18 protein-coding genes are annotated in these 19254 nt (G+C 62.7%); 5 read left to right on the top strand and 13 right to left on the bottom strand.

Annotation, left to right across the window (positions count from 1 at the left end):
* Window positions 1-47: 47 nt before the first annotated feature.
* Window positions 48-1091: an AAA family ATPase gene (locus BLT71_RS10485; protein WP_091719867.1), complete on the top strand. Its 1044-nt coding sequence runs from the start codon at window positions 48-50 to the stop codon at window positions 1089-1091.
* Window positions 1092-1195: 104 nt separating this feature from the next.
* Here BLT71_RS10485 and BLT71_RS10480 read toward each other — a convergent pair whose 3' ends face one another.
* The gene (locus tag BLT71_RS10480) at window positions 1196-1681 is read right to left on the bottom strand and encodes a DUF3592 domain-containing protein (RefSeq protein WP_091723967.1); all 486 of its coding nucleotides are present in this window, start codon (window positions 1679-1681) and stop codon (window positions 1196-1198) included.
* A 105-nt stretch (window positions 1682-1786) separates the two neighbouring features.
* Window positions 1787-2458, bottom strand: a complete 672-nt coding sequence (locus BLT71_RS20390) for a hypothetical protein (RefSeq protein WP_157693457.1) — start codon at window positions 2456-2458, stop codon at window positions 1787-1789.
* Window positions 2459-2738: 280 nt separating this feature from the next.
* Between BLT71_RS20390 and BLT71_RS10470 the strand changes: the two genes are divergently transcribed.
* The 3 genes from BLT71_RS10470 to BLT71_RS10460 all read left to right on the top strand — a co-directional run bounded on the left by BLT71_RS10470 (window position 2739) and on the right by BLT71_RS10460 (window position 6476).
* Entirely contained in the window at window positions 2739-3131 is a 393-nt protein-coding gene (locus BLT71_RS10470) for an Hpt domain-containing protein (protein ID WP_157693456.1), read from the top strand.
* 263 nt (window positions 3132-3394) lie between these two features.
* Complete coding sequence (locus tag BLT71_RS10465; protein ID WP_091719858.1) at window positions 3395-5611, top strand: catalase; 2217 nt, start codon at window positions 3395-3397, stop codon at window positions 5609-5611.
* Between the two features lie 571 nt (window positions 5612-6182).
* Window positions 6183-6476 carry a hypothetical protein gene (locus tag BLT71_RS10460; protein WP_091719855.1) on the top strand — a complete coding sequence of 98 codons (294 nt, stop codon included), beginning with the start codon at window positions 6183-6185 and terminating at the stop codon, window positions 6474-6476.
* A 202-nt stretch (window positions 6477-6678) separates the two neighbouring features.
* Here BLT71_RS10460 and BLT71_RS10455 read toward each other — a convergent pair whose 3' ends face one another.
* From BLT71_RS10455 to BLT71_RS10435, 5 genes are all read right to left on the bottom strand, one after another.
* A complete protein-coding gene (locus BLT71_RS10455; protein ID WP_157693455.1) occupies window positions 6679-7224 on the bottom strand; it encodes a hypothetical protein in 546 nt (181 codons plus the stop codon).
* A 491-nt stretch (window positions 7225-7715) separates the two neighbouring features.
* Window positions 7716-8999 carry a carboxylesterase family protein gene (locus BLT71_RS10450; protein WP_091719851.1) on the bottom strand — a complete coding sequence of 428 codons (1284 nt, stop codon included), beginning with the start codon at window positions 8997-8999 and terminating at the stop codon, window positions 7716-7718.
* Between the two features lie 122 nt (window positions 9000-9121).
* The gene (locus BLT71_RS10445) at window positions 9122-11086 is read right to left on the bottom strand and encodes a flavin-containing monooxygenase (protein WP_197676714.1); all 1965 of its coding nucleotides are present in this window, start codon (window positions 11084-11086) and stop codon (window positions 9122-9124) included.
* A 35-nt stretch (window positions 11087-11121) separates the two neighbouring features.
* Complete coding sequence (locus BLT71_RS10440; protein ID WP_157693454.1) at window positions 11122-12717, bottom strand: FAD-dependent monooxygenase; 1596 nt, start codon at window positions 12715-12717, stop codon at window positions 11122-11124.
* Window positions 12718-12737: 20 nt separating this feature from the next.
* Window positions 12738-13580 carry a fumarylacetoacetate hydrolase family protein gene (locus BLT71_RS10435; protein ID WP_091719846.1) on the bottom strand — a complete coding sequence of 281 codons (843 nt, stop codon included), beginning with the start codon at window positions 13578-13580 and terminating at the stop codon, window positions 12738-12740.
* A gap of 124 nt (window positions 13581-13704) precedes the next feature.
* Between BLT71_RS10435 and BLT71_RS10430 the strand changes: the two genes are divergently transcribed.
* Window positions 13705-14409 (top strand): GntR family transcriptional regulator, encoded by a 705-nt coding sequence (locus BLT71_RS10430; RefSeq protein ID WP_091719844.1) that lies wholly within the window; start codon window positions 13705-13707, stop codon window positions 14407-14409.
* A gap of 17 nt (window positions 14410-14426) precedes the next feature.
* Here the strand turns inward: BLT71_RS10430 and BLT71_RS10425 are convergent, their stop codons facing one another.
* Genes BLT71_RS10425 through BLT71_RS10400 form a run of 6 tightly spaced genes read right to left on the bottom strand, consistent with a single transcriptional unit; the run spans window position 14427 to window position 19185 of the window.
* The gene (locus BLT71_RS10425) at window positions 14427-15302 is read right to left on the bottom strand and encodes a VOC family protein (protein ID WP_091719841.1); all 876 of its coding nucleotides are present in this window, start codon (window positions 15300-15302) and stop codon (window positions 14427-14429) included.
* A 30-nt stretch (window positions 15303-15332) separates the two neighbouring features.
* Window positions 15333-16046: an SDR family oxidoreductase gene (locus tag BLT71_RS10420; RefSeq protein WP_091719838.1), complete on the bottom strand. Its 714-nt coding sequence runs from the start codon at window positions 16044-16046 to the stop codon at window positions 15333-15335.
* Entirely contained in the window at window positions 16043-16732 is a 690-nt protein-coding gene (locus BLT71_RS10415; protein WP_091719836.1) for a TetR/AcrR family transcriptional regulator, read from the bottom strand. Before BLT71_RS10415 ends, BLT71_RS10420 begins: the two co-directional genes overlap by 4 nt.
* Window positions 16729-17565: an ABC transporter ATP-binding protein gene (locus BLT71_RS10410; RefSeq protein WP_091719833.1), complete on the bottom strand. Its 837-nt coding sequence runs from the start codon at window positions 17563-17565 to the stop codon at window positions 16729-16731. The genes BLT71_RS10415 and BLT71_RS10410 overlap by 4 nt, the downstream gene beginning before the upstream one ends.
* Window positions 17555-18328 (bottom strand): ABC transporter permease, encoded by a 774-nt coding sequence (locus BLT71_RS10405; protein ID WP_091719832.1) that lies wholly within the window; start codon window positions 18326-18328, stop codon window positions 17555-17557. The genes BLT71_RS10410 and BLT71_RS10405 overlap by 11 nt, the downstream gene beginning before the upstream one ends.
* Window positions 18325-19185 (bottom strand): ABC transporter permease, encoded by an 861-nt coding sequence (locus BLT71_RS10400; RefSeq protein ID WP_231994257.1) that lies wholly within the window; start codon window positions 19183-19185, stop codon window positions 18325-18327. Before BLT71_RS10400 ends, BLT71_RS10405 begins: the two co-directional genes overlap by 4 nt.
* Between the last annotated feature and the right edge of the window lie 69 nt (window positions 19186-19254).

Raw genomic sequence — 19254 nt, 5'->3', positions numbered from 1 at the left:
ACTTCCCCTACCCTCCACGTCCGGGAATCGGGGTCTACAGTTGATGCATGGCTCTCAGCCGCAATCCGCTCGACGACCTGCGCGAAACCATCGGCCACCTGACCGATCAGCTCAAGCTGCCCGGTTCGGAACGCGTCGACGACCTGATGGGTGACCTTATGGGCTCCAAGCCCGGGCCGGCCCGTCCGCTGGCCGAACTGCAGGCCGAGCTCGACGCGCTGGTCGGACTGGAGACCGTGAAGGAACAGGTGCGCGCACTCGTCGCACTGCTCCAGGTCCAGGCCCGCCGCAAAGCGCACGGCCTTCCGGAAGTGGCCACCTCTCAGCATTTGGTGTTCCTGGGAAATCCGGGCACGGGCAAAACCACAGTGGCGCGGCTCCTGGCCGAGATGTACCGGGCCGTTGGGCTACTGCAGAAAGGCCATCTGGTCGAGGTGGACCGATCGGGCCTGATCGGGCAGTACGTCGGCCAGACCGCCATCAAGACGGACCGGGTGATCCGGCGTGCGCTTGACGGCGTCCTGTTCATTGACGAGGCGTATGCGCTCGCACCGGAAGACGGCCGGATGGACTTCGGTCCCGAGGCGATCGAGATCCTGCTCAAGCGGATGGAGGACCATCGCCACCGCCTGGTGGTGATCGTGGCCGGGTACCCCAGGCTGATGGAGTCCTTCCTGCTCTCAAACCCCGGACTGCGCTCCCGGTTCGCCCGCGAAATCACCTTCCCCGACTACTCCGTGGACGCACTGCAGACGATCTTCCACCAGATGCTGGCCCAGCACGAGTACACCCTGGAACCGGGTGCGGACCAGATGCTGCACCGCATTTTCACAGGACTCCATGCGAGCGAGGACTCCGGCAACGCCCGGTTCGCCCGCACGCTGTTCGAGCAGGCAATCAACCGCCAGGCACTGCGGCTCTCCCTCGACGAGGAACAAAGCCTCGACGCGCTCGACCGTGAGGCGGTCATGACACTCACCGTGGACGACATCGTCCAGGCCGCGCTGGCCTTGGGAGAGGAACCGGAACCTGAACCGGAACCGACACCGGAGCCGGGGCGGCCACGCTGGTGGCGCTGGCTGCTGGCCTGACCACATCAGGGAGCGGCATCGGTAAGCCGATGTCAGCCACGGAAAGGGTCCTGGCGCAGGGCATCAAGGAAGGCGTCCAGGGCACGCCGCCCTTCGGGCGAACGCTAGGTGGTTCGCTGCCTGCGGTTCTTCCGGAGCCCTTTGACCACGAGGACCACGCCCAAAGGAACGGTGAATATCAGCACGAAGAGGGCACCGATGCCGCGCACGGAAACGCCGCTGCTCTCGTAGCCCACAACGACCGCTTTACCGGGATTGGAATCACTGTAGATCACGGTAACGTCCCCGCCGACCACGGGGTGCTGGTCATGGTCAACGGAAGCAAAAGTCGAGTAACCAAGGCCGTCAGCCGCCATGTACTCCACAGTAATTTTTCGGTTCGACGCCTTCCGTACGTCGGCGAAGTCCACAATGGAGCCTGTGGCGTGAATGCCGGTGCGCGCGAGCTCCTCATCCGAATCGGTCACCGAGGAGCCGATCCCGATCAGCACCGGTCCCGCCAGGAGCAAGATCGCGACGAACGCGAAGCCTCCCAGACGGGCCCAGAAGGTCTGGCGTTTTGGCGGTACGACGGTATCAGAGGAGCTCACGGCGTCCATTCTTCCTGATAGTGAGTGAGAGACCGCCGGCGGGGCCAGCCTCACATGACGGGCGCCTCCCGGTCAGCCGGGTGTGGACACCTTGCGCATTGCACGCTACTTCCGCGTCATGGTGACCCTGGCGCCATGTCCGCCATCAGCGCTGTCACCCACGCAAATCTGGGTCATGCTGTTGCTGTCGCGGTTCGTCATGCAGGTCCCGTCACCAGATCCTTCGAACTCGAACTCGTCGATGCTCTGGCCAAGGCGTGAGGCAACTTCGTCAACGGTTACTTCGTGGTCAACCGCCCACGCAGCTTCCAGTCTGAGGCAGTGGGTGTCGATGGAAAGGCAACCGGGGTCAACCTTTCGCTGAAACCGATACGTTTCAGTCCAGCCGTCCCCCGGTACGTTGTCCACTGCAGCGCTCATGGCCGCTGCCTTCTCGGCCTGACTTCCGCCGCCTCCGTTGACCTCCCTCACCAAGGCCGAACAGCCGGCAAACACGAGGATTCCACAGATAGTCAGGAACACAGCGATGATGCCAAGGATCCATCCCGTCCTGCCTTTCTTGCTTTTCTTGGGTGGAGGAGGAGCCCAATGCTGGGGATACGGCCTTGGGTTCTGTGCGTAGTGGTGCTGGGGCGGATTGGGAGGTTTATGCGGGTACTCCGGACCCATACGTTTCTGCGGCTCCATACTGCTCCCCCAATACTTTTGCGCCCGGTTCTTGACCGATGACGGCGGGTTACCTGTCCGCTTCTTTCCGAGACGATCATGCCATGTCATGTCGCACCTGCCGCCCCTTCGCTCGAGCTATTTTCAATTAGTAAGCAATATGAGTACCGACTACTCGTGTCCATCCGCAAAAATGCCCGTAGCGTCGCGGGTAGGCCCGCGATCACGCACTTGCAACGGGTAACAACACAGGAAAATTGGGGGCAAAAGTGCACGGATCATTGCCAGGGAATACCAAGCGACATAGGAGCCCACGTTCCGGACCGGCTATCCGCCGACTCCGTCGTGAAGCGATGGGGCGGACCACAGCCGGAGTGCCGGGACAACTTCAATGAAGGAAATGCACGCCCTGGGACATCCACTTTTGGAAAGCACCGTTCTGGACCGGCTGCGGGATGGGGACGACAACGACTCGGACATATGGCGGCTCTTCATCCGGAACTACATCGGGCTGCTCCCCCGCAGAATCGAACGCGTGCGGCTATGCCTGACCAGTGCGGACTTTGAAGGAGCGATGGACTCCGTACTCAGCCTCCGGAGCTCGAGTGAGATGGTGGGCGCTGAGCGCCTGGCCGCACTCACAGGCCACCTTCAGGCCGCGCTGCGTACCGCCAGCGAACACGACGTCACCACCGCCTTGCCCGGAATGGCGCGGGCGCATCTGGACGACCTCAGCAGATGCGCCATCCAAACGAAGAACCGGCTGCTCCAGGTCCTTTCCTAGGCGAGCGAAAAACTTTCTTATCCCGAACTTTGATACCTGCGGCAGCCCCCGGGAAGGCCTGTGCCCGCGCTCCTTGGCGCGGCCAACCGCCGTCGGAAGATAGACGTGGGCGACCCCGGCCCGCCCCGAAGACAACCAGCGCGGTGTTGGAATTCCTCCCGAAAGTTGTGGTGCTGCAAATCCTTCCCTAGCGTACTAAGTACGCTTAGTATCCCGGTTTCGGCGGAGGACTGCTAGGTTTGCCCACCCAAAGGAGAAGCACCGTGCCAGAAGAAACAAGCACCAACATTCCCGGCGTCCCGGCAAGCGAACCGGCCGGCCTGGAAGAACCGACAACTCCACGGGAGCCCCTGCCGCCCAAGCCGGACCAGCGGGGGCCTGAGGCGGTGTCGCCCACGGGAAGCCCCACCGGGGCGCCCGGAACGGCACGGGCCCAGTCGGGCCAGTACCTGACCACCGCCCAAGGTCTTCGCCTTCGCGATACCGATCACTCTCTGAAGGCTGGTTCCCGCGGTCCCATTCTGCTGCAGGACCACCACCTCCGCGAAAAGATCACCCATTTTGACCACGAACGCATTCCCGAGCGTGTCGTCCACGCCCGCGGCGCCGGCGCGCACGGCGTCTTCCGTTCCTACGGCACCGCCGCGAACATTACCCGCGCGGGCTTCATGGCCAAGGACGTGGAGACCCCGGTTTTCGTCCGCTTTTCCACTGTGCTCGGCTCCCGGGGTTCTGCCGACGCCGTCCGCGATACGCGCGGATTCTCCACCAAGTTCTACACGGACGAGGGCACCTACGACTTGGTGGGCAACAACATTCCCGTTTTCTTCATCCAGGACGGGATCAAGTTCCCGGACGTGGTCCATGCCGCCAAGCCCCACCCGGACCGGGAAATCCCCCAGGCCCAAAGTGCCCATGACACTTTCTGGGATTTCGTTTCCCTGCACACCGAGGCCCAGGCACACACCATGTGGAACATGTCAGACCGCGGCATCCCCCGGTCCTACCGGACGATGGAAGGATTCGGCGTCCACACCTTCCGGTTCGTCAATGCCGAAGGCCGCACCACACTGGTGAAGTTCCACTGGAAGCCCAAGCAGGGTGTCCATTCCCTGCTGTGGGAGGAAGCGCAGATCATCAACGGCATGGATCCCGACTTCCACCGCCGGGACCTCGCCGACGCCATTGAGGCCGGCGCCTACCCGGAGTGGGAACTCGGCGTCCAGACCTTCCCGGACACCGAAGACCAGATGTTCGAAGGCATCGACCTGCTTGATCCCACCAAGTTCGTCCCCGAGGAACTGGCACCGGTCCAGCCGATCGGCGTCATGAAGCTCAACGCCAACCCCACCAACTACTTTGCTGAGACGGAGCAGGTGGCCTTCCACCCCGGCCACCTGGTCCCCGGCATCGACGTTACGAACGACCCGCTGCTGCAGGTCCGGCTCTTCTCCTACCTGGACACCCAGATCTCCCGCCTTGGTGGACCCAACTTCGGCCAGATCCCCATCAACCGGCCCCAGGCCCCGGTGAACGACATGCTCCGTGACGGGATGCACCAGCAGGCCGTCCATGCCGGAGTCGCCACGTACCGGCCCAACTCGCTGGACGGCGGGTGCCCGTTCCTGGCCGGAGAAGATGTTGGGGCTTTCATCGACGTGCCGGAGGAAGTGGCCGCAGCCATCAAGGAACGCCGGAACCCGGCCTCCTTTGATGACCATTACAGCCAGGCAGGCCTCTTCTTCCGCAGCCTGAGCCCGGTGGAACAGGAGCACATCATCCAGGCGTACACGTTCGAACTGGGCAAGTGCTACGAGAAATCCATCCGGGAACGGCAGCTCACTGCCCTCGCCAACATCGACGCCGGGCTTTGCGCCGCGGTGGCCCAAGGCCTCGGCCTCCCCGCCCCGGAAGCGACAGAACAGGCGCCCTCATCCGAGGCCAGCCCTGCCCTCTCACAGATCGGCAAGACCTGGCCTGTCGCGGGCCGCGTGGTAGGAATCCTGGCCGCCGAGGACAGTGACCTCGCTGCCGTGAACGCGGTACGCCAGGCCCTGGACGCCCAAGGCATCGTCCCGCTCGTCATCGCGCCGTCCGGCGGATACCTTGGACAGGAGGACGACGGCGGGGTCCCCGTACAGCGGACATACCTCACCGCACGCTCCACGGAGTTCGACGCCGTCATCGTCGCCTCGGCAGCAGCCCCGGCGTCCGACGCCGCACCCGGGCTCGATGCGAAGGCCGGGGCACCGGGCGGCCGGGTGGATCCGCGGGCCACGCTCCTGTTGACCGAGGCGTTCCGGCACGCCAAGGCCATCGCGTGCCTTGGCGCAGGCTCAGCAGCGTTGACCGCTGCCGGCATACCGCAGGACGCCCCGGGAATCGTTGCCAGCGAGGACTCTGAGGCCCTGGTCACGGAGCTCACCGGACTCTTGGCAGCCCACCGGGTCTGGGACCGCTTCCCGGCCACGACCGCCTAGGCTAGTCCAGCCAAGCAGGGAGCGGCCGTCATCCGTCGACGGCTGCTCCCCTGCTGTGTGTATCCCGCTATCCCCGTGGCAGGCGGCGTACACCCTACCAGCCTGTTGTCAGGTCCTATTCCCACCGCAGGAGGCGCCTGGTTGTGCGCCAATGCGGGACGCTTGGGGCCGTGACCTATTCACTGCACCTCAGTGTCCCCCTCGAAACAGCAGGCTCAGTTAGACGCTAAGAAACGGCGCCCAGCTCCGCACATGGCATCGCGCCCGCACGCGGCCTGCGGGGCGCATAGATGATGTCCAGTCCGGGGCCAACGCGGTTCGAATTCGAACGCAGCTACGCCAGCCGAAGTAGTTTGGGGAGGGTCACTCCAGCCACGACACTGGTACTTGAGACCTTGCTGTCCGCCGAGAGTATCTGATTTCACGACGCACTTCACCGCGGCCGCACGCTGCTGTCGCGCCTAACAAACGGGGGAAACATGAAAATGATTTTGGGTGCAGCGCATTCGTAGTGGCGTGCACAATTGCAGGCCTCCAAGCGAGCCAAACGTCCGGTGACTTGCCGGCGGCCATGATTTCCGTCAACGACCGGAACATCGCAGGCTACGAGGGATGGCGGAACTCGACACCGGCAAGCGGAGATATGGCCGGACTACCTGAGGAGACGGTCACCGTGAACACCCGCGCGGGACAAGTCGTCGACGTCTTCAACCGGGCAAAGAACAGCACTCTGATCTCGGACGTTGACTACACCCCGGTCGCCAATGCAACATGGCCCGCCAACTCGGTCATCATCATCGACACCGCCTTTGGCCAAATCATCGAAGACTTCCTCGTCTACGAACAAGGCTCCCCACTCGATTGAAACGGTCGTCCATACGGATCAACATCCACAACAGATCTCCCGGGGCCGCTAAGCCGGCGACCTAGGAGGGGCGGCGCCGGTGGCCCAATCCGTAGCCCACAGCCGGACCGACGGCGAGAGATCCTTGAAAGGGCCGGGGTCTTGACGGGTTCCCGTTCCTCCGGGGTAGTTGCCTGCTCTTTCCCGCAACGGATTTATCGGGTCAGTTTTGGCCGACTGCCCATATCCGAAAGATGCAGATACCGATATTAGCGAGGGCGAACAACCCGAGCCCAATCTGCCAAATGACGTAACTCGGCCAAGAAAATATCCGGGGGTAGCGCGGGCTTTCCAGCCCGTAGTCGCGCGGTTTAAAGGCTCGTCCCAGCCGGGGGGCCTTCTCATATCTCCATGCCCACGAATGAGTGCTGAGTGGCTCAATTCCCATGGTTTGTTCCAATTCCATGAGTTTGTGCTTCTCGATCAGCTCCAGAAAGCGGTGCCTGCCCAGCAAATGCATCGACATGAGGATAAGCACTGCCCCAAGTGCGGCAGACGTTGCTGCTGCGAGGTTCGCGACATCGCGGCTTAGAGAGATGGTCATGAGGAAGGACTGCGCAGTAAGAGCCAGGACAGGTGTCTGCCACAACAATTCGTCGTGGGCAAGAAATCGGGCGGTTAGCATCTCATACGTCAGCTGGTCGTAGCTGTGACTTATCATCCCAGCAGGGTTCGGCTGTCCTGTTCCCGGCCTTCCAGGTGAATCCATCTTGACCCTCCTACAATCTTAAAGATGCCGCTCGGTAGTCGAGAACCTGAATATACGAGGATTCGCGGTCGACGCAGCGGCCCCTCCGTCAATCATGTAATGCGCCCCATTTTCAACCCATTCGTTTTTAGGCGATAGGGTGAAGACTCCCCTGTTTTCTTTCCTAAAAACTAGGGGAAAACCCCTACTACGAAGCTACGTAAACGGCCAAATAAGAGGACTTTTAGTGGTGTGACGTGAGCCCTGCCCACCCACATATCGGCAGCGCCACTCGGCAGCACAAGAGATCGCGACGAGTTCAGTTCGCGTGGGCATCTCCTCCAAGGAACCGAGGTGCTCCATCAGCTGGTCCCGCGCTCCTGTATCCATGAACTTTCGATTTGGCCTCCCGCGACCTTCGCGGGAAACATCACCAAACCTGGGTCTACGCTGACGGCTACGAGGCGGTCAACTTTCACGGGAAGTGCGTAAGCACTGAAGACGGGAAACCCCTACCTCAACACCTTGACTTCGGCTTCACGGACCGGCTCCCACCGGACCCCGTCAGCGTCAATGAACAACGACCGCGGAGCCCCGGCGTCGTAGCGGCTGCTTTCGGCCACTCCGCAATGCAGGAACCGGCAAATCAGCTCCCGCATTGAAGCAGTCACCCGGGCAGTTTCCACCTCTGAGGCGTTGACCATCATCGGGGAATCGGCCCATCGGTCAGTGCCGTCAAAAATGAAGGCGAGCGGGAAGCAGTGGGCTGCGTAGGCGCCATCAAGCTTGCTTCGGTGATCGAATCGGACCACCTGGGCCGGCACAGGTGAGTGCGCGGCGATCTCGAGGGCGGGGGTGCGGAACTGGGCCAGTGTCGCGGCCCGAACCATCCGGAGGTAGGCGTCGGCCTCTTCACCCGGGACCACCAGCATTTCCGCGGCCAGGGCAGGATCCTGGAAGGTTCGCTCAATGAACCCGTCCACGCCCGCGTCGGAGAACTGGTCCCGCGGCTGGTTACGCAGGAACGCTGCGGACTCTTCAGCAGTAGTGAGGATGAGCAGGGCACGGGTATGGATCCTTCGCACCGAAGCCGCGTACCTCACCAGGTCCCCCGGAACCAGCCCCGATTCCGCAGCCAGGAACGGGAACGGCCGAAGACCTGCCCTTGCAGCCTCCTGGGCGTCAAGAAGTGCCGGGACAGGAGCAGTCTCCAGCCCGGACCCCAGTGCTTCAAGAACGGCAGCACGATGGCTGAGCCAGACCTCTACAGGCAGTGGCGCCAGGCGGGGCATGCTGATCAACAGGGTCTGCGCTGCCAAACCCCGCACTGACGGGTCCGTGCTCAGGGCATAGGCGTACCAAGCGCCGGCTGAATCCCCGGCCAAGGTGACTTTCCCGGGGTCTCCGCCAAAGGCGCTGATGTTCTCCCGCACCCACGCCAGTGCGGCGCGAAGGTCTCGCAAGGGTTTGGTGGATTCCGAGGGGTCCCCAAGCGACCCGAAATGCCCTGTCACCCCGAGCCGGTAGTTGACGGTGACCAGAACAAAGCCGCCGGTCCGCACGAGATCCGGCGAGTCGTACCACCGGCACTCCCCGGAGCCAGTGGTGAAACCACCACCGGGGATGAAGAACAGCACCGGCAGTCCGTGAGCACCCGCGGGCGCCTGGACACGCAAGGTAAAAGCGTCCTCACGCTGTTCAAGTTCACTCAGCGCAGTGCCAAGCAACCCGTCCAGCGTGCCCGGCCGCTGCGGAAAGGCTGCGGGGCGGGTTTGTGGTTCACCAGCAATCACCATGGAAACCTCGCTGTTGCGGGGGTCCGGACCTGCCGTGCCGTAGCGAAGTCCGGGCGCGTCGACTACTCCTGCACGGAGACTCGCCCGGACCTCCCCAGCTGGTGTATCAATCCGCAGAACCGTCACGCAAGGAACTCGTGATCGTCCGCCTTGACCGTCTCGGTGGCTTCCCAGTACTCCGCGTTGGTGTAGGGCCACACCTGGGAAACCCGGCCGTGCGCGTTTTGGTACCAGCTGCGCACGTAGGGCTGCCCCCAGGCCATCCGGCGATTTCCGGCGTCGACCCATTCCACAAAGCGGTCCAGCGCCGCCGGTTTGACGTCGATTGCGGAGGCGCCGCGCTGCAGGACCTCGTGGACGGCCTTCAGGGAGAACTCGACGGCCCGCTCGATCATGAAGTGCAGGCTTCCCGCCACCACTCCCCCAACATTGGGTCCATAGATCAGGAAGAAGTTGGGGAACCCGGGCACAGTGACGCCGTTGTAGGCCCTGGCATCACCCTTCCAGAAATCGTGGATCTCCACACCCTGCCGACCAACAACCTCCACCTCGTCGAGGTAATCGGAGGGTTTGAACCCGGTGGCGAAGACCACGATGTCCACCTCATGTTCAACACCGTACTTGTCGATGATCCCCTTCTCGGAGAACCGCTCGATCCCGGCGGTAACCACGGTGGTGCGCTCGGACTTGAGGGCAGCGGCCCACACCCCGTTGTCACGCAGCATCCGCTTGGCTCCCGGCGGATAGTTCGGGATGGCGGTCTCCAGCAGTTCCGGATGGTCGGCGAACTGCTCCTCTAAGCGCTCGATCAGCACTTCGCGGACTTCCTGGTTCTTGGCCGAAACACTCAAAGGCGCACCCTGCCATCCGTCCTCGGCGGTAACCGTGTGCATGCGGCCGGGGATTCCCTGAAGCGTCACCCACAGGCGGTACCACTGGGCGTAGTGGGGAACTTTGCGCCGCAGCCAATCGAAGGTGTCACTGACGCCGTCGTGATAGCTCGGAGCAGGAAGCATCCACGGTGCGCTGCGCTGGAAGAGCACCAGCCCGGAGACTCCGTCAGCGAGCGCGGGCACAATCTGGTAGGCGCTGGCGCCGGTGCCGATGACTGCCACGCGCTTTCCGCGGTAGTCCACGCCGTGCGACCACTCCTGCGAGTGCATGGTTACCCCGCCGTACAGTTCCGCACCGGCGAAGTCGGGGATGTTGGGCCGGTCCAGTTGGCCGAGGGCACTTACGACGGCGGCAAAGGTGCGGACCCGCTCCTGGCCGCCGCTAAGGCGGGTGGTCGCCTGCCAAGTGCGGGATTCTTCGTCCCACAACAAGCGGACAAGACGGGTGGAGAACTCAATGGATTCCACCACGCCTGCACGCTCGGCCACATCGCGGACATAATCCAAAACGTCTCCACCTTCAGCGAACTGGTGGGGCCAATCACCACGCTGGGCGAAGGAATACGAATAGCCGAACGTGGGCGTGTCGAGACGGACCCCCGGATAGGTGTTCTTCGCCCAGGTCCCGCCGAGGGTAGGGGCGTCCTCCACCACGGTGAAGGGCACACCCGCCTGTGCATACCGGTAGGCGGCGGCAATTCCGGCAATCCCGGCGCCGATGATCAGAACCGGGAAGCTGCGTCCCTCAGCTACCTCGTCGAAATGCCACTGTGGAGCTCCGCCCTTGTCCGGAGCGAGGTCGAGTTCATGCTTCAGTGACGCATACCAGTGCTCACGGCCACCCGTAAGGAAGGCCAGGAGCTCTGTTACGGTGCCGTCCTCCAGCAGGTCAACGCTGTTGATCGCTTTGTCCCGCAGCTGGCGCAAGCCCTCCAAGGCCAGTGCCTTGGCGCGTCCCTGCTGGGCCGGTGACATGCCCCCTTGAGCATGGGGCTGGGTATCAACCGGGGTCAAGGGAGGCTGCAGATCGCTGCTGAGGAAAGAGGTGTCGCCGAGCGCCGCCGCGAGGGCGGCGAGCAGGACAGGAAGATCCGCCCGGGCGGCGATCTTTTCCAGTTCACCGTCGTCCTCGACGATCCGCTCTGAACTTGCTTCCCAATAGAGGTCGTCAAACCGCATCGTCTGAGACCTCATTTCCTGCATGCTGGGCATTTTTCCTCCTTGACTCGTCAGGACCGCGGCAGCGGACTGACGTATGAACGCAGTTTGTCGATCACGGCCTGCTCACCTTGCTCGGTGAACACGGCAGCGACGTAACGGTCGGGACGGACGAGAACGTTGTGCGGTGTGGACAACCCTGGAAGCGCGAGAACACTCCCGGCGTCCACCAGGACCCGCTCATCAGCGTTCCGGCGCGCCTCGTGGGAACTCCCCGTGAGCGTGATCCGGCGAGCCCCGAGCAAGGACCAGAACTTGCTGCTCTCGGACGTTCCTCCCCCGCCTGCCCCAAGTGTGATGAGCGCCCACCCACTCCCCAGATGTGAGTCGAGTGGCGCCGCCGATCCGTCATCATCAACTACGGACGGTTGGCTAAGGGCGAGCCCCACCCAGGCTCCGACTCGGCGATCAACACCGCGATGGGCCTTGATGGCCACACCGTTGCGGTAATCCGGCGGCGTGATGAACCGCATCGACCCCAGGTACCTGTACACGGCGGGAATCAGGCTGACCGTACGGAAGGCAACATCGCGGAGATTGGTCCGGAAGGCGCCCACGGCCATGACTACTGCACCGGTCCGGCGTGAAACCTTGACCATCTTGGCCGCGTGGGTGCGACGTTCGGACTCGTAGGTGGACAGGAGGCGGTCCGTGCCCACACCGCGGAGCACTTCCAGCAGCTTCCAGCTCAGGTTCAGGGCGTCCCGCAGGCCTGCGTTCAATCCTTGTCCCGAGAAGGGAGGCATCAAGTGTGCGGCATCCCCGATCAGGAAAGCGCGTCCCGAACGGTAGGTGCGTGCCAGCCGCTGATGGGCGACATAGACCACGGCACGCCTGACGTCTTCGGCGCGGAGCTCCGGGTGGAAGGGCCTGGACAGCTCCAGGATCTTCTCCGGAGACGTCATTTCGTCCGCGTCTTCGTGATCGAACAGCATGAACTCAAGCCGCAGTCGGCCCTTGATTCCCGGAACCAGGACGTAGGGGCGGGTCCCGTTGCCATGGAACTCGGCGAAGGGTTCGCGTGCCCCGGGGACGTTGAGCAGGTCCACCACAATCCATCGTTCCTGCTGGGTGGAACCCACCAGGTCGATGCCCAGGCTCTCGCGGATAAAGCTGCGACCACCGTCTGCCCCGACAAGCCAGGATGCCGTCACGGTGCCGGCACCGGCGCCGGATTCGAAGCCGACTGTTGCCCCGTCGGCTTTCTGGCTGATGGAAGTTACCTCGGCACCGGCCAGGAACTCAATCCCTTGGTGGTTGTGGGCCTTGTTCCACAGCAGTTCTTCCAGCACGGGCTGGTCGAACTGCGACTTCGCAGGATGCCCGAGGCGGGAGGGAACAGGTGTGGACGACGCAAGTGGCCGGTCATTCAGCCCGAAGTAGCGGCTGCCGGTTCCCAAGAGCGATTCCGCTTTCAGCGCTTGCGCGAGGCCCAACCGGTCCATCGTCCGGAAGGTCTCATCAGCGATGCTGATAGCCCGCGGCAGGTCCGCCGGCGCCGTGGCGGTTTCGAGCAGCACAACGCGTGCACCGCCGTCGGCCAACAACAACGCCGCCGTCAGACCAACTGGCCCGGCCCCGACAACCGCAACATCGAAGTCATCCATAGTGTTTCCTCCACGCATCCCTAAGCAACGAGGACGTTGCGAAGGGTGCCGAGCTTGCCGACCTCAACCTCGACCACGTCACCGGGGACCAGGAATGTAGGGGGCTCCATGAAGAGTCCCACGCCGCCCGGTGTACCGGTGACAATGACGTCGCCCGGAGCCAGCGGGGTGAACGCGGTGACGTACTCGATGATGGCGGGGATATCGAAGATGAGGTCAGCGACGGCGGCGCGCTGACGAACCTCACCGTTGACGCGGGTTTCCACCACGAGCTCGGTGACGTCGCCGACTTCCTCGGCGGACATGAAGTAGGGACCGAAGGCTCCGCTGAGCGGGAAGTTCTTGCCCGGGGTCCACTGACCCGTGTGGCGCTGCCAGTCGCGGGCGCTGAAGTCATTGAATGCGGCGTAGCCGGCAATGTAGTTCCAGGCGTCTTCGGGCTTGACGTGGTCGGCGTGGGCACCGATCACCAGAGCAACCTCACCTTCGTAGTCGTACATGGAGCTTTCGGCGGGAATCGGCAGGTCTGCGCCGTGGGCAGCCAGGGTATCGGAGAAGCGTGCGAAGACGGTGGGCTTGCCGACCGAGTCGCGTCCCGTTTCCTCTTGGTGGCTCCGGTAATTAACGCCGATGCAGATGACCTTGCCGGGAGCCGACAGGACGGGGAGGAAGGTGGTCCCTTCAACGGGCTGGGCCGGCGCCTCGTCCTTCTCCAGGGGAGCTGACAGCAGGCCTTCCTGGATGGCCTGCTGCAGTGAGGGGCCGACGTCGGCACCACTGGGACCAAGGTCCAACAGCTCTCCGTTGGCTTCAAGACCCCACGTGGGCTGGCCTTCCTGGTTCAGGTAACTCGCGTAGCGCATGTGAATCCTTTCTAGTGCCGGCACCATTGCCTCCGGCTTGCCGGTATTTCAACCTTAGGTTCAATGCATTCTTAGGTCAAGAATGCATTCCATACGCATGAGTGCGTATGTGTAGTCTTGTCGTATGGCGCGACAAGCAAACGCAGAAACCATCAGCGAAGTGGTCCGGAGCAAGTTGCGGGCCGACATCTTTGCCGGGCAGTGGGCCCCGGGTACCAACCTCCAGGTCGGCGAACTCACGAAGCGGTATGCAGCCAGTTCCACGGTGGTCCGCGAAGCACTGGTACGCCTCGCTGGTGAAAAGCTGCTGCAGTTCCGGCCCAACAGAGGTTTCTTCGTCTCCGAATACACCCTTGAAGAATTGCGCGGCTTAAGTGAACTACGTTGCCGCGTAGAGGAATACGGCCTGACGCTGGCCATCGAACAGGGCGATGTTACCTGGGAGTCCGATCTTCTCGCGGTCCATCACCGCTTGGAACGGACCCCGCGCCGCACCAGCGAGGACCCGAACCACATTTCGGTTGACTGGTTCCTAGCCCACCAGGCGTTTCACGCAAAGTTGCTGGAAGCCTGCCCAGTTCCTTTGCTGCAGGACTTCGCAGCCACCCTTGGCGAGGCTACCGCCCTTTACCGCCTCTGGACCGCTCCGGACAAACGCGCCCAGTCCCGGGACATCGAAGCCGAGCACCGGGCTATCCTCGACGCCACCGTCGCCCGCGACGCCCCGACGGCCACCAAGCTTCTGCGTGAGCACTACATGCGAACGATCGATGTGATCGAAGAAGCCGAGTTTCACGCCGCCTCCGAAGCCGGGCTGCCCAAGGAGTAGGGCAACCCGGCCCATTCTCAGTTCAACGCAATGGGGAAGGCACCGTGCAAGCGGAAGTCTTCGCCGTTGTAGACGCCCCAGCGGTTGAACCAGGTCCGGTCGTCCTGGTCCCATTCGATCGGAGGACGTTCAACGTCGTGGATCTGTTCCAGGTCGGTGTACAGCTCCACCACGGTGCCGTTGGGCTCGACGTAGTACGCCGCGATGTTGTGTCCTGCGCCGTGGCGCACGGGGCCCCAGATCAACCGACGACCTTTGGCGAACAACCTGTCACCCAGACGGCCGAGGTCTGCGATCGACTGGGTCTGCCACGCGTGATGGTGCAGGGAACCGCGGCCCTTGATCAGGGCAATACCGTGATGATCCGGGTTGCACCGCAGGAAGTACGCGAAGTCCTGGCCAATGACATCGGAAACCTTGAAGCCGAAGAACTCCACCAGGAAGTCCTTCATTAAGCCGGGGTTCTGGGGATGGATATTAATGTGGCCATACCGGTCCGGGCCAAAGGATGCGGGACCGTGCCGGAAGTCCTTCATCCCAACGTAGACGTGGTAGACGTAGCCCTCCGGGCCGAGGACAGCGAAGCCTTCGCCGATCTCCCGCTCCAGTGGACTACGGGTCAGGATGGGGAACCCCGCCGCCTCCAGGCGCTTGCGGATGATTTCGAGCCCCTCCGGGCTGTCCGCAACAAGACCGATGTGGTCGATTCCGTCCTCTTCGCCTTTTACGTAAACCAACTCGTGGTGGCGGTCCGCGGCGGACAGGTAGGCACGCTTGTCATCGTTCAGCGTCATGCGCAGGCCGAGGACATCGGTAGCCAGTTCAAGGGACTCGTCGTAGTCCCGGGTTCGCATTGCGAGATAGCCCATTTCGGCAATCACACCAACTGCCATAGCTAAAGCCTTTCTCTAGATGTCCCACTCCTAAACGGACCGGGACGAGCCGCCATCCACTCGGATGTTCTGGCCTGTGATGTAGCTCGATTCCTCACCAGCGAGGAATCGGATGACGCGGGCTACTTCCTCGGAACTGGCAGCCCTGCGCAGTGGTATTCGGGTGGTCCATTCGGCCGGCACGGCGCCGGGGTCTTCCTTGGTAAAGCCCGGAAGGACACTGTTCATTCGGATTCCGGACGGACCGTACTCATCGGAATACAGCTTGGTGAAAGCGGCCAGGGCGGCGCGGAATGTGCCGGAAACCGGGTAGTTCGGATTGGGTTCGAAGGGGGAACTGGTGGAAACGTTCACCACCGATCCCCCGCCCGCGGCAAGCAGGTGAGGAGTGACGATCCGTGCCATGCGAATGACGCTCAGGAGGTACATCTCGTAGCCTTCGGCCCATTCGGCGTCGCTGATCCCGAGCACCGGCTTCCTGGCCGCATGGCCGGCACTATTGATGACGACGTCGATCCGTCCGTAGGTCTCCAGCGCCAAGTCCGTTACCAACTTCAGGTCAGCAACGGAACGGTTGGAACCAACCGCGCCCACCCCGCCGAGGCTGCGGGCCAATTCCATGGCACTGCCGGTGGGAGAAAGTGCCGCAATCCTGTACCCGTCAGCAGCCAAAGCCCTGGTTGCCGCACCCGCGATTCCGCGGCCACCGCCCACCACCAGCGCTACCTTGACTGGTGCTGTCACTCGTTGTCCGCCGCCTCTCCGAGCTCGGCATAGTGCTTGACGAGCTTGTCCATGGCCAGCGCCGAGAGCTCGGCCGCTTCGGCGAAGTCGATCTGGTCTCCCGCGGAGGCCGAGATGTAGAAACCGTCCGTAAGGGCTCGGCCCAGCATCACGACTTTCCGCGCAAGATCGGGCTTGGCACGGAGCGCTGCCTCCGGTAGCCCCGGAGTGACGGCCTTCACCATGAGTTCATACATCTGCTCGCGGACTTCCAAGTACTTCTGGCGGGCAGCGTTTCCTGCCAACCTCTTCTCCAAGGCAAAGAGCAGGCCAATGATCCAAAACGCTTCCTGCGCATGCTCGGGATCAGTGGAATTGGCGGCGGATCCGGCGATGCTGGTACGGAGGATGGCCCTGTTCTCTGGTCCACGGTGACGGGTCTGCCAGTTTTCGAAACAGTAGTCGATCAGTGCAGCAAACAGACCCTCCTTGTTTTCAAAGTGCCAGTAGACCGAACCGATCGGCAGGCCGGCAACCCGGGCCACCTCGGCCATGGTGGTGCCTTCGTAGCCGACTTTTACCGCCAGCTGGAGCACGGCCTCAAGGATGGCGCGTTCATTTTCCGGCGTGGACTGGTGGACGCGGCGACGCTTGCCGGTCTCACTCTTCCCATTGCTGCTGACGTCGGCGCTCGCACGGGGGCTCATGCGCGCAACTCCCCGCGCGTCGCAGTCCGCACTCCTCCGGGATTGATCTTGGCGAACTGTACTTCCTCGTAGACCTCATGGCGCAGCTCGCCGAAACGTGGAAGGGACCTGGTGTCCGCCTGGCTGCGAACGTCCGGAAGGTCGATGTGGAGGTCGGCCTGGACGATGGTCGGCGAGCTTGACAAGACCAGGACACGCTCCGCCAGGTAAACGGACTCATCGATGTCATGGGTGACGAAGAGGATGGTCATGTTGAGTCGCTTCCATACGTCCCGCACCAGGTCTTCGAGCTCCCCACGGGTCTGGGCGTCAACGGCCGCGAACGGTTCGTCCATGAGCAGGACGCTTGGGTTGGATGCCACGGCCCGGGCGATGGCCACGCGCTGCTGCATGCCGCCGGACAGCTGCCAAGGGTAGCTCTTGGTTGCATGGGAAAGGCTGACGGCCTCCAGCGCTTCACTGACACGTGCCTTTCGTTCGGCCTTGGGCACACCAGAGGTCTTCAGCGGCAACGCGACGTTCTCTTCCACGGTGAGCCAGGGGAAGAGGCTGCGGCTGTATTCCTGGAACACCACCGCCATGCCTTCGGCTGGACCCGAGACGCGCTTGCCGTCCAGCACCACCTCCCCGGAGGTGGGTTCGAGGAGTCCGGCGATGCATTTCAGCAGCGTCGTTTTCCCCGAGCCCGAAGGACCCACGAGGCAGGCAAACTCTCCGGCGTGCAGATCGAAGTTGAGTGACCTGACAGCCTCCACTTCGTTGCGGGAGCCTACGCCGTAGACCTTCCGAACCTGCTGGACACTGAGACGGACGTCCGACTTGTTAGCCGTCATTGGAGGCCTCCTTAAGACCGTAGTACCATCCCAAAACCCGCTTTTGGATCGCTTGGAATGCAACCGAGAGCAACACACCTATGATCCCCAGCAGGACGATTCCGCTCCACATTTCGGGGATTGCGACACGGTTTTGGAAGTTGATAATTGAGTAGCCAATGCCATCGGTCGAGGCGAACATTTCCGAAACGACCAGGAGGATGAGTCCCACGGCGAGGCTGTGCCGGATGCCGGCCATGATGAGCGGCATCGCTCCAGGCAGCACCAGGTAGCGGATGCGGTTGAAGCCACGGAGCCGGTAGACCAGCGAAGTGTTCTTCAGGACTTCATCGAGGGAGCGCACGCCTTCAACCGTATTCAGCAGGATGGGCCAGAGGCAGCCCAGGACGATCACCGTCACCTTCATCGTGTCATTAATGCCGATGAGCAGGAGCAGGACCGGGATGAGGATTGTTGAAGGGACCGCCCTGATGAACTCAAGTAGCGGTTCAAGGAGCCACCGAAGAGTTCGGGAGAGTCCGATGGCGATCCCGAGGACGACGCCGAGCACCAGGGAGATCGCGAGGCTAACCAGGAGCCGTCCCAGACTCGGGAGCACGTCCGTGAAGAACTTCTCGCTGAACCACACCTTGGCAAAAGTGTCGGCCAGTTTATCGGGCTTGGGAACAAAGAAATTGACGCCCTGGGCCGTTGCGGCCCACCAGATGGCTACAAGGATGACCGGCAGGCCCAACGACATGCCCAAACGCTTCAGGACAATCATGCCGCCACCTCCGAACGGACTGAGCTGTGCCAGAAGAGCACCTTTCGCTCGATGAAACGGAAAATCAGGTTTACGACGATTCCCAAAAGACCTGACGTAATGATCAGGGCGATCATCGCCGGCGGGTTGTCATTGAGCTGGGCCTGGGCAACAGCACGTCCGATGCCTGGTGTACCGACGATGAGCTCCGCGCTGATTGCCAGGATCAAGGCGACAGTCGCTGCCAGCCGGATGCCTGTCATCAGGTACGGCAGGAGGGTGGGGAGAACGAGGTACCGCACGCGCTGGAGCCACGTCATGCGCAGGGTGTGCACTGTGTCATCAGCAACTTTGTCGATGTCGGTGATGCCGTAAAGGACCTGGATCAGGACGATCCAGAAGCACCCGTAAACAACGATCAGGAGCTCGGCGCCGATCCTCGGGCCAAAAAGCAGTGCAGCCAAGGGAATCAGGCCTACAGCCGGAATCGGGCGGAGGAACTCGATGGTGGTATGCGTCGCCGACCGCAGGAATTTGCTCGAACCGATAAGCAGCCCCATCGCTACCCCACCCAGGGTGGCCATGATGAGTCCGAGGAACCAGGCCCACATGGTCTGGCCGACGGTGATCCAGAATTGGGTGAAGGTCAATGTGGTAAGGAATGTTGGGATGACCACCGATGGTGGTGGCAAGTGGTGCTGGCTGACCGGGCCGAATGCTGAGAAGGCTTCCCAGACGATGAGTGCGGCGAGGATGCCGGCGACACCCAGGACATACGGCCCAACAGCAGTCCACCGTGCAGCACGGCGGACCGAGTGTTCCCGCGTGGGCAGGGAGCGCACGGCCACGCGGCTCAGGGTTGGGGTTTGTGTTTCCACGGTTTCTTCTGCTCTCATTTGTGCGATCAGTTGACTGTCGGGGCCGCAGGGGGGAGCGGCCCCGACAGC

This window comes from Pseudarthrobacter equi (assembly GCF_900105535.1).
Lineage (GTDB): Bacteria > Actinomycetota > Actinomycetes > Actinomycetales > Micrococcaceae > Arthrobacter > Arthrobacter equi.
Note: the sequence above shows the minus strand (reverse complement) of the source record. Positions and strands in the feature narration are given on the sequence as shown.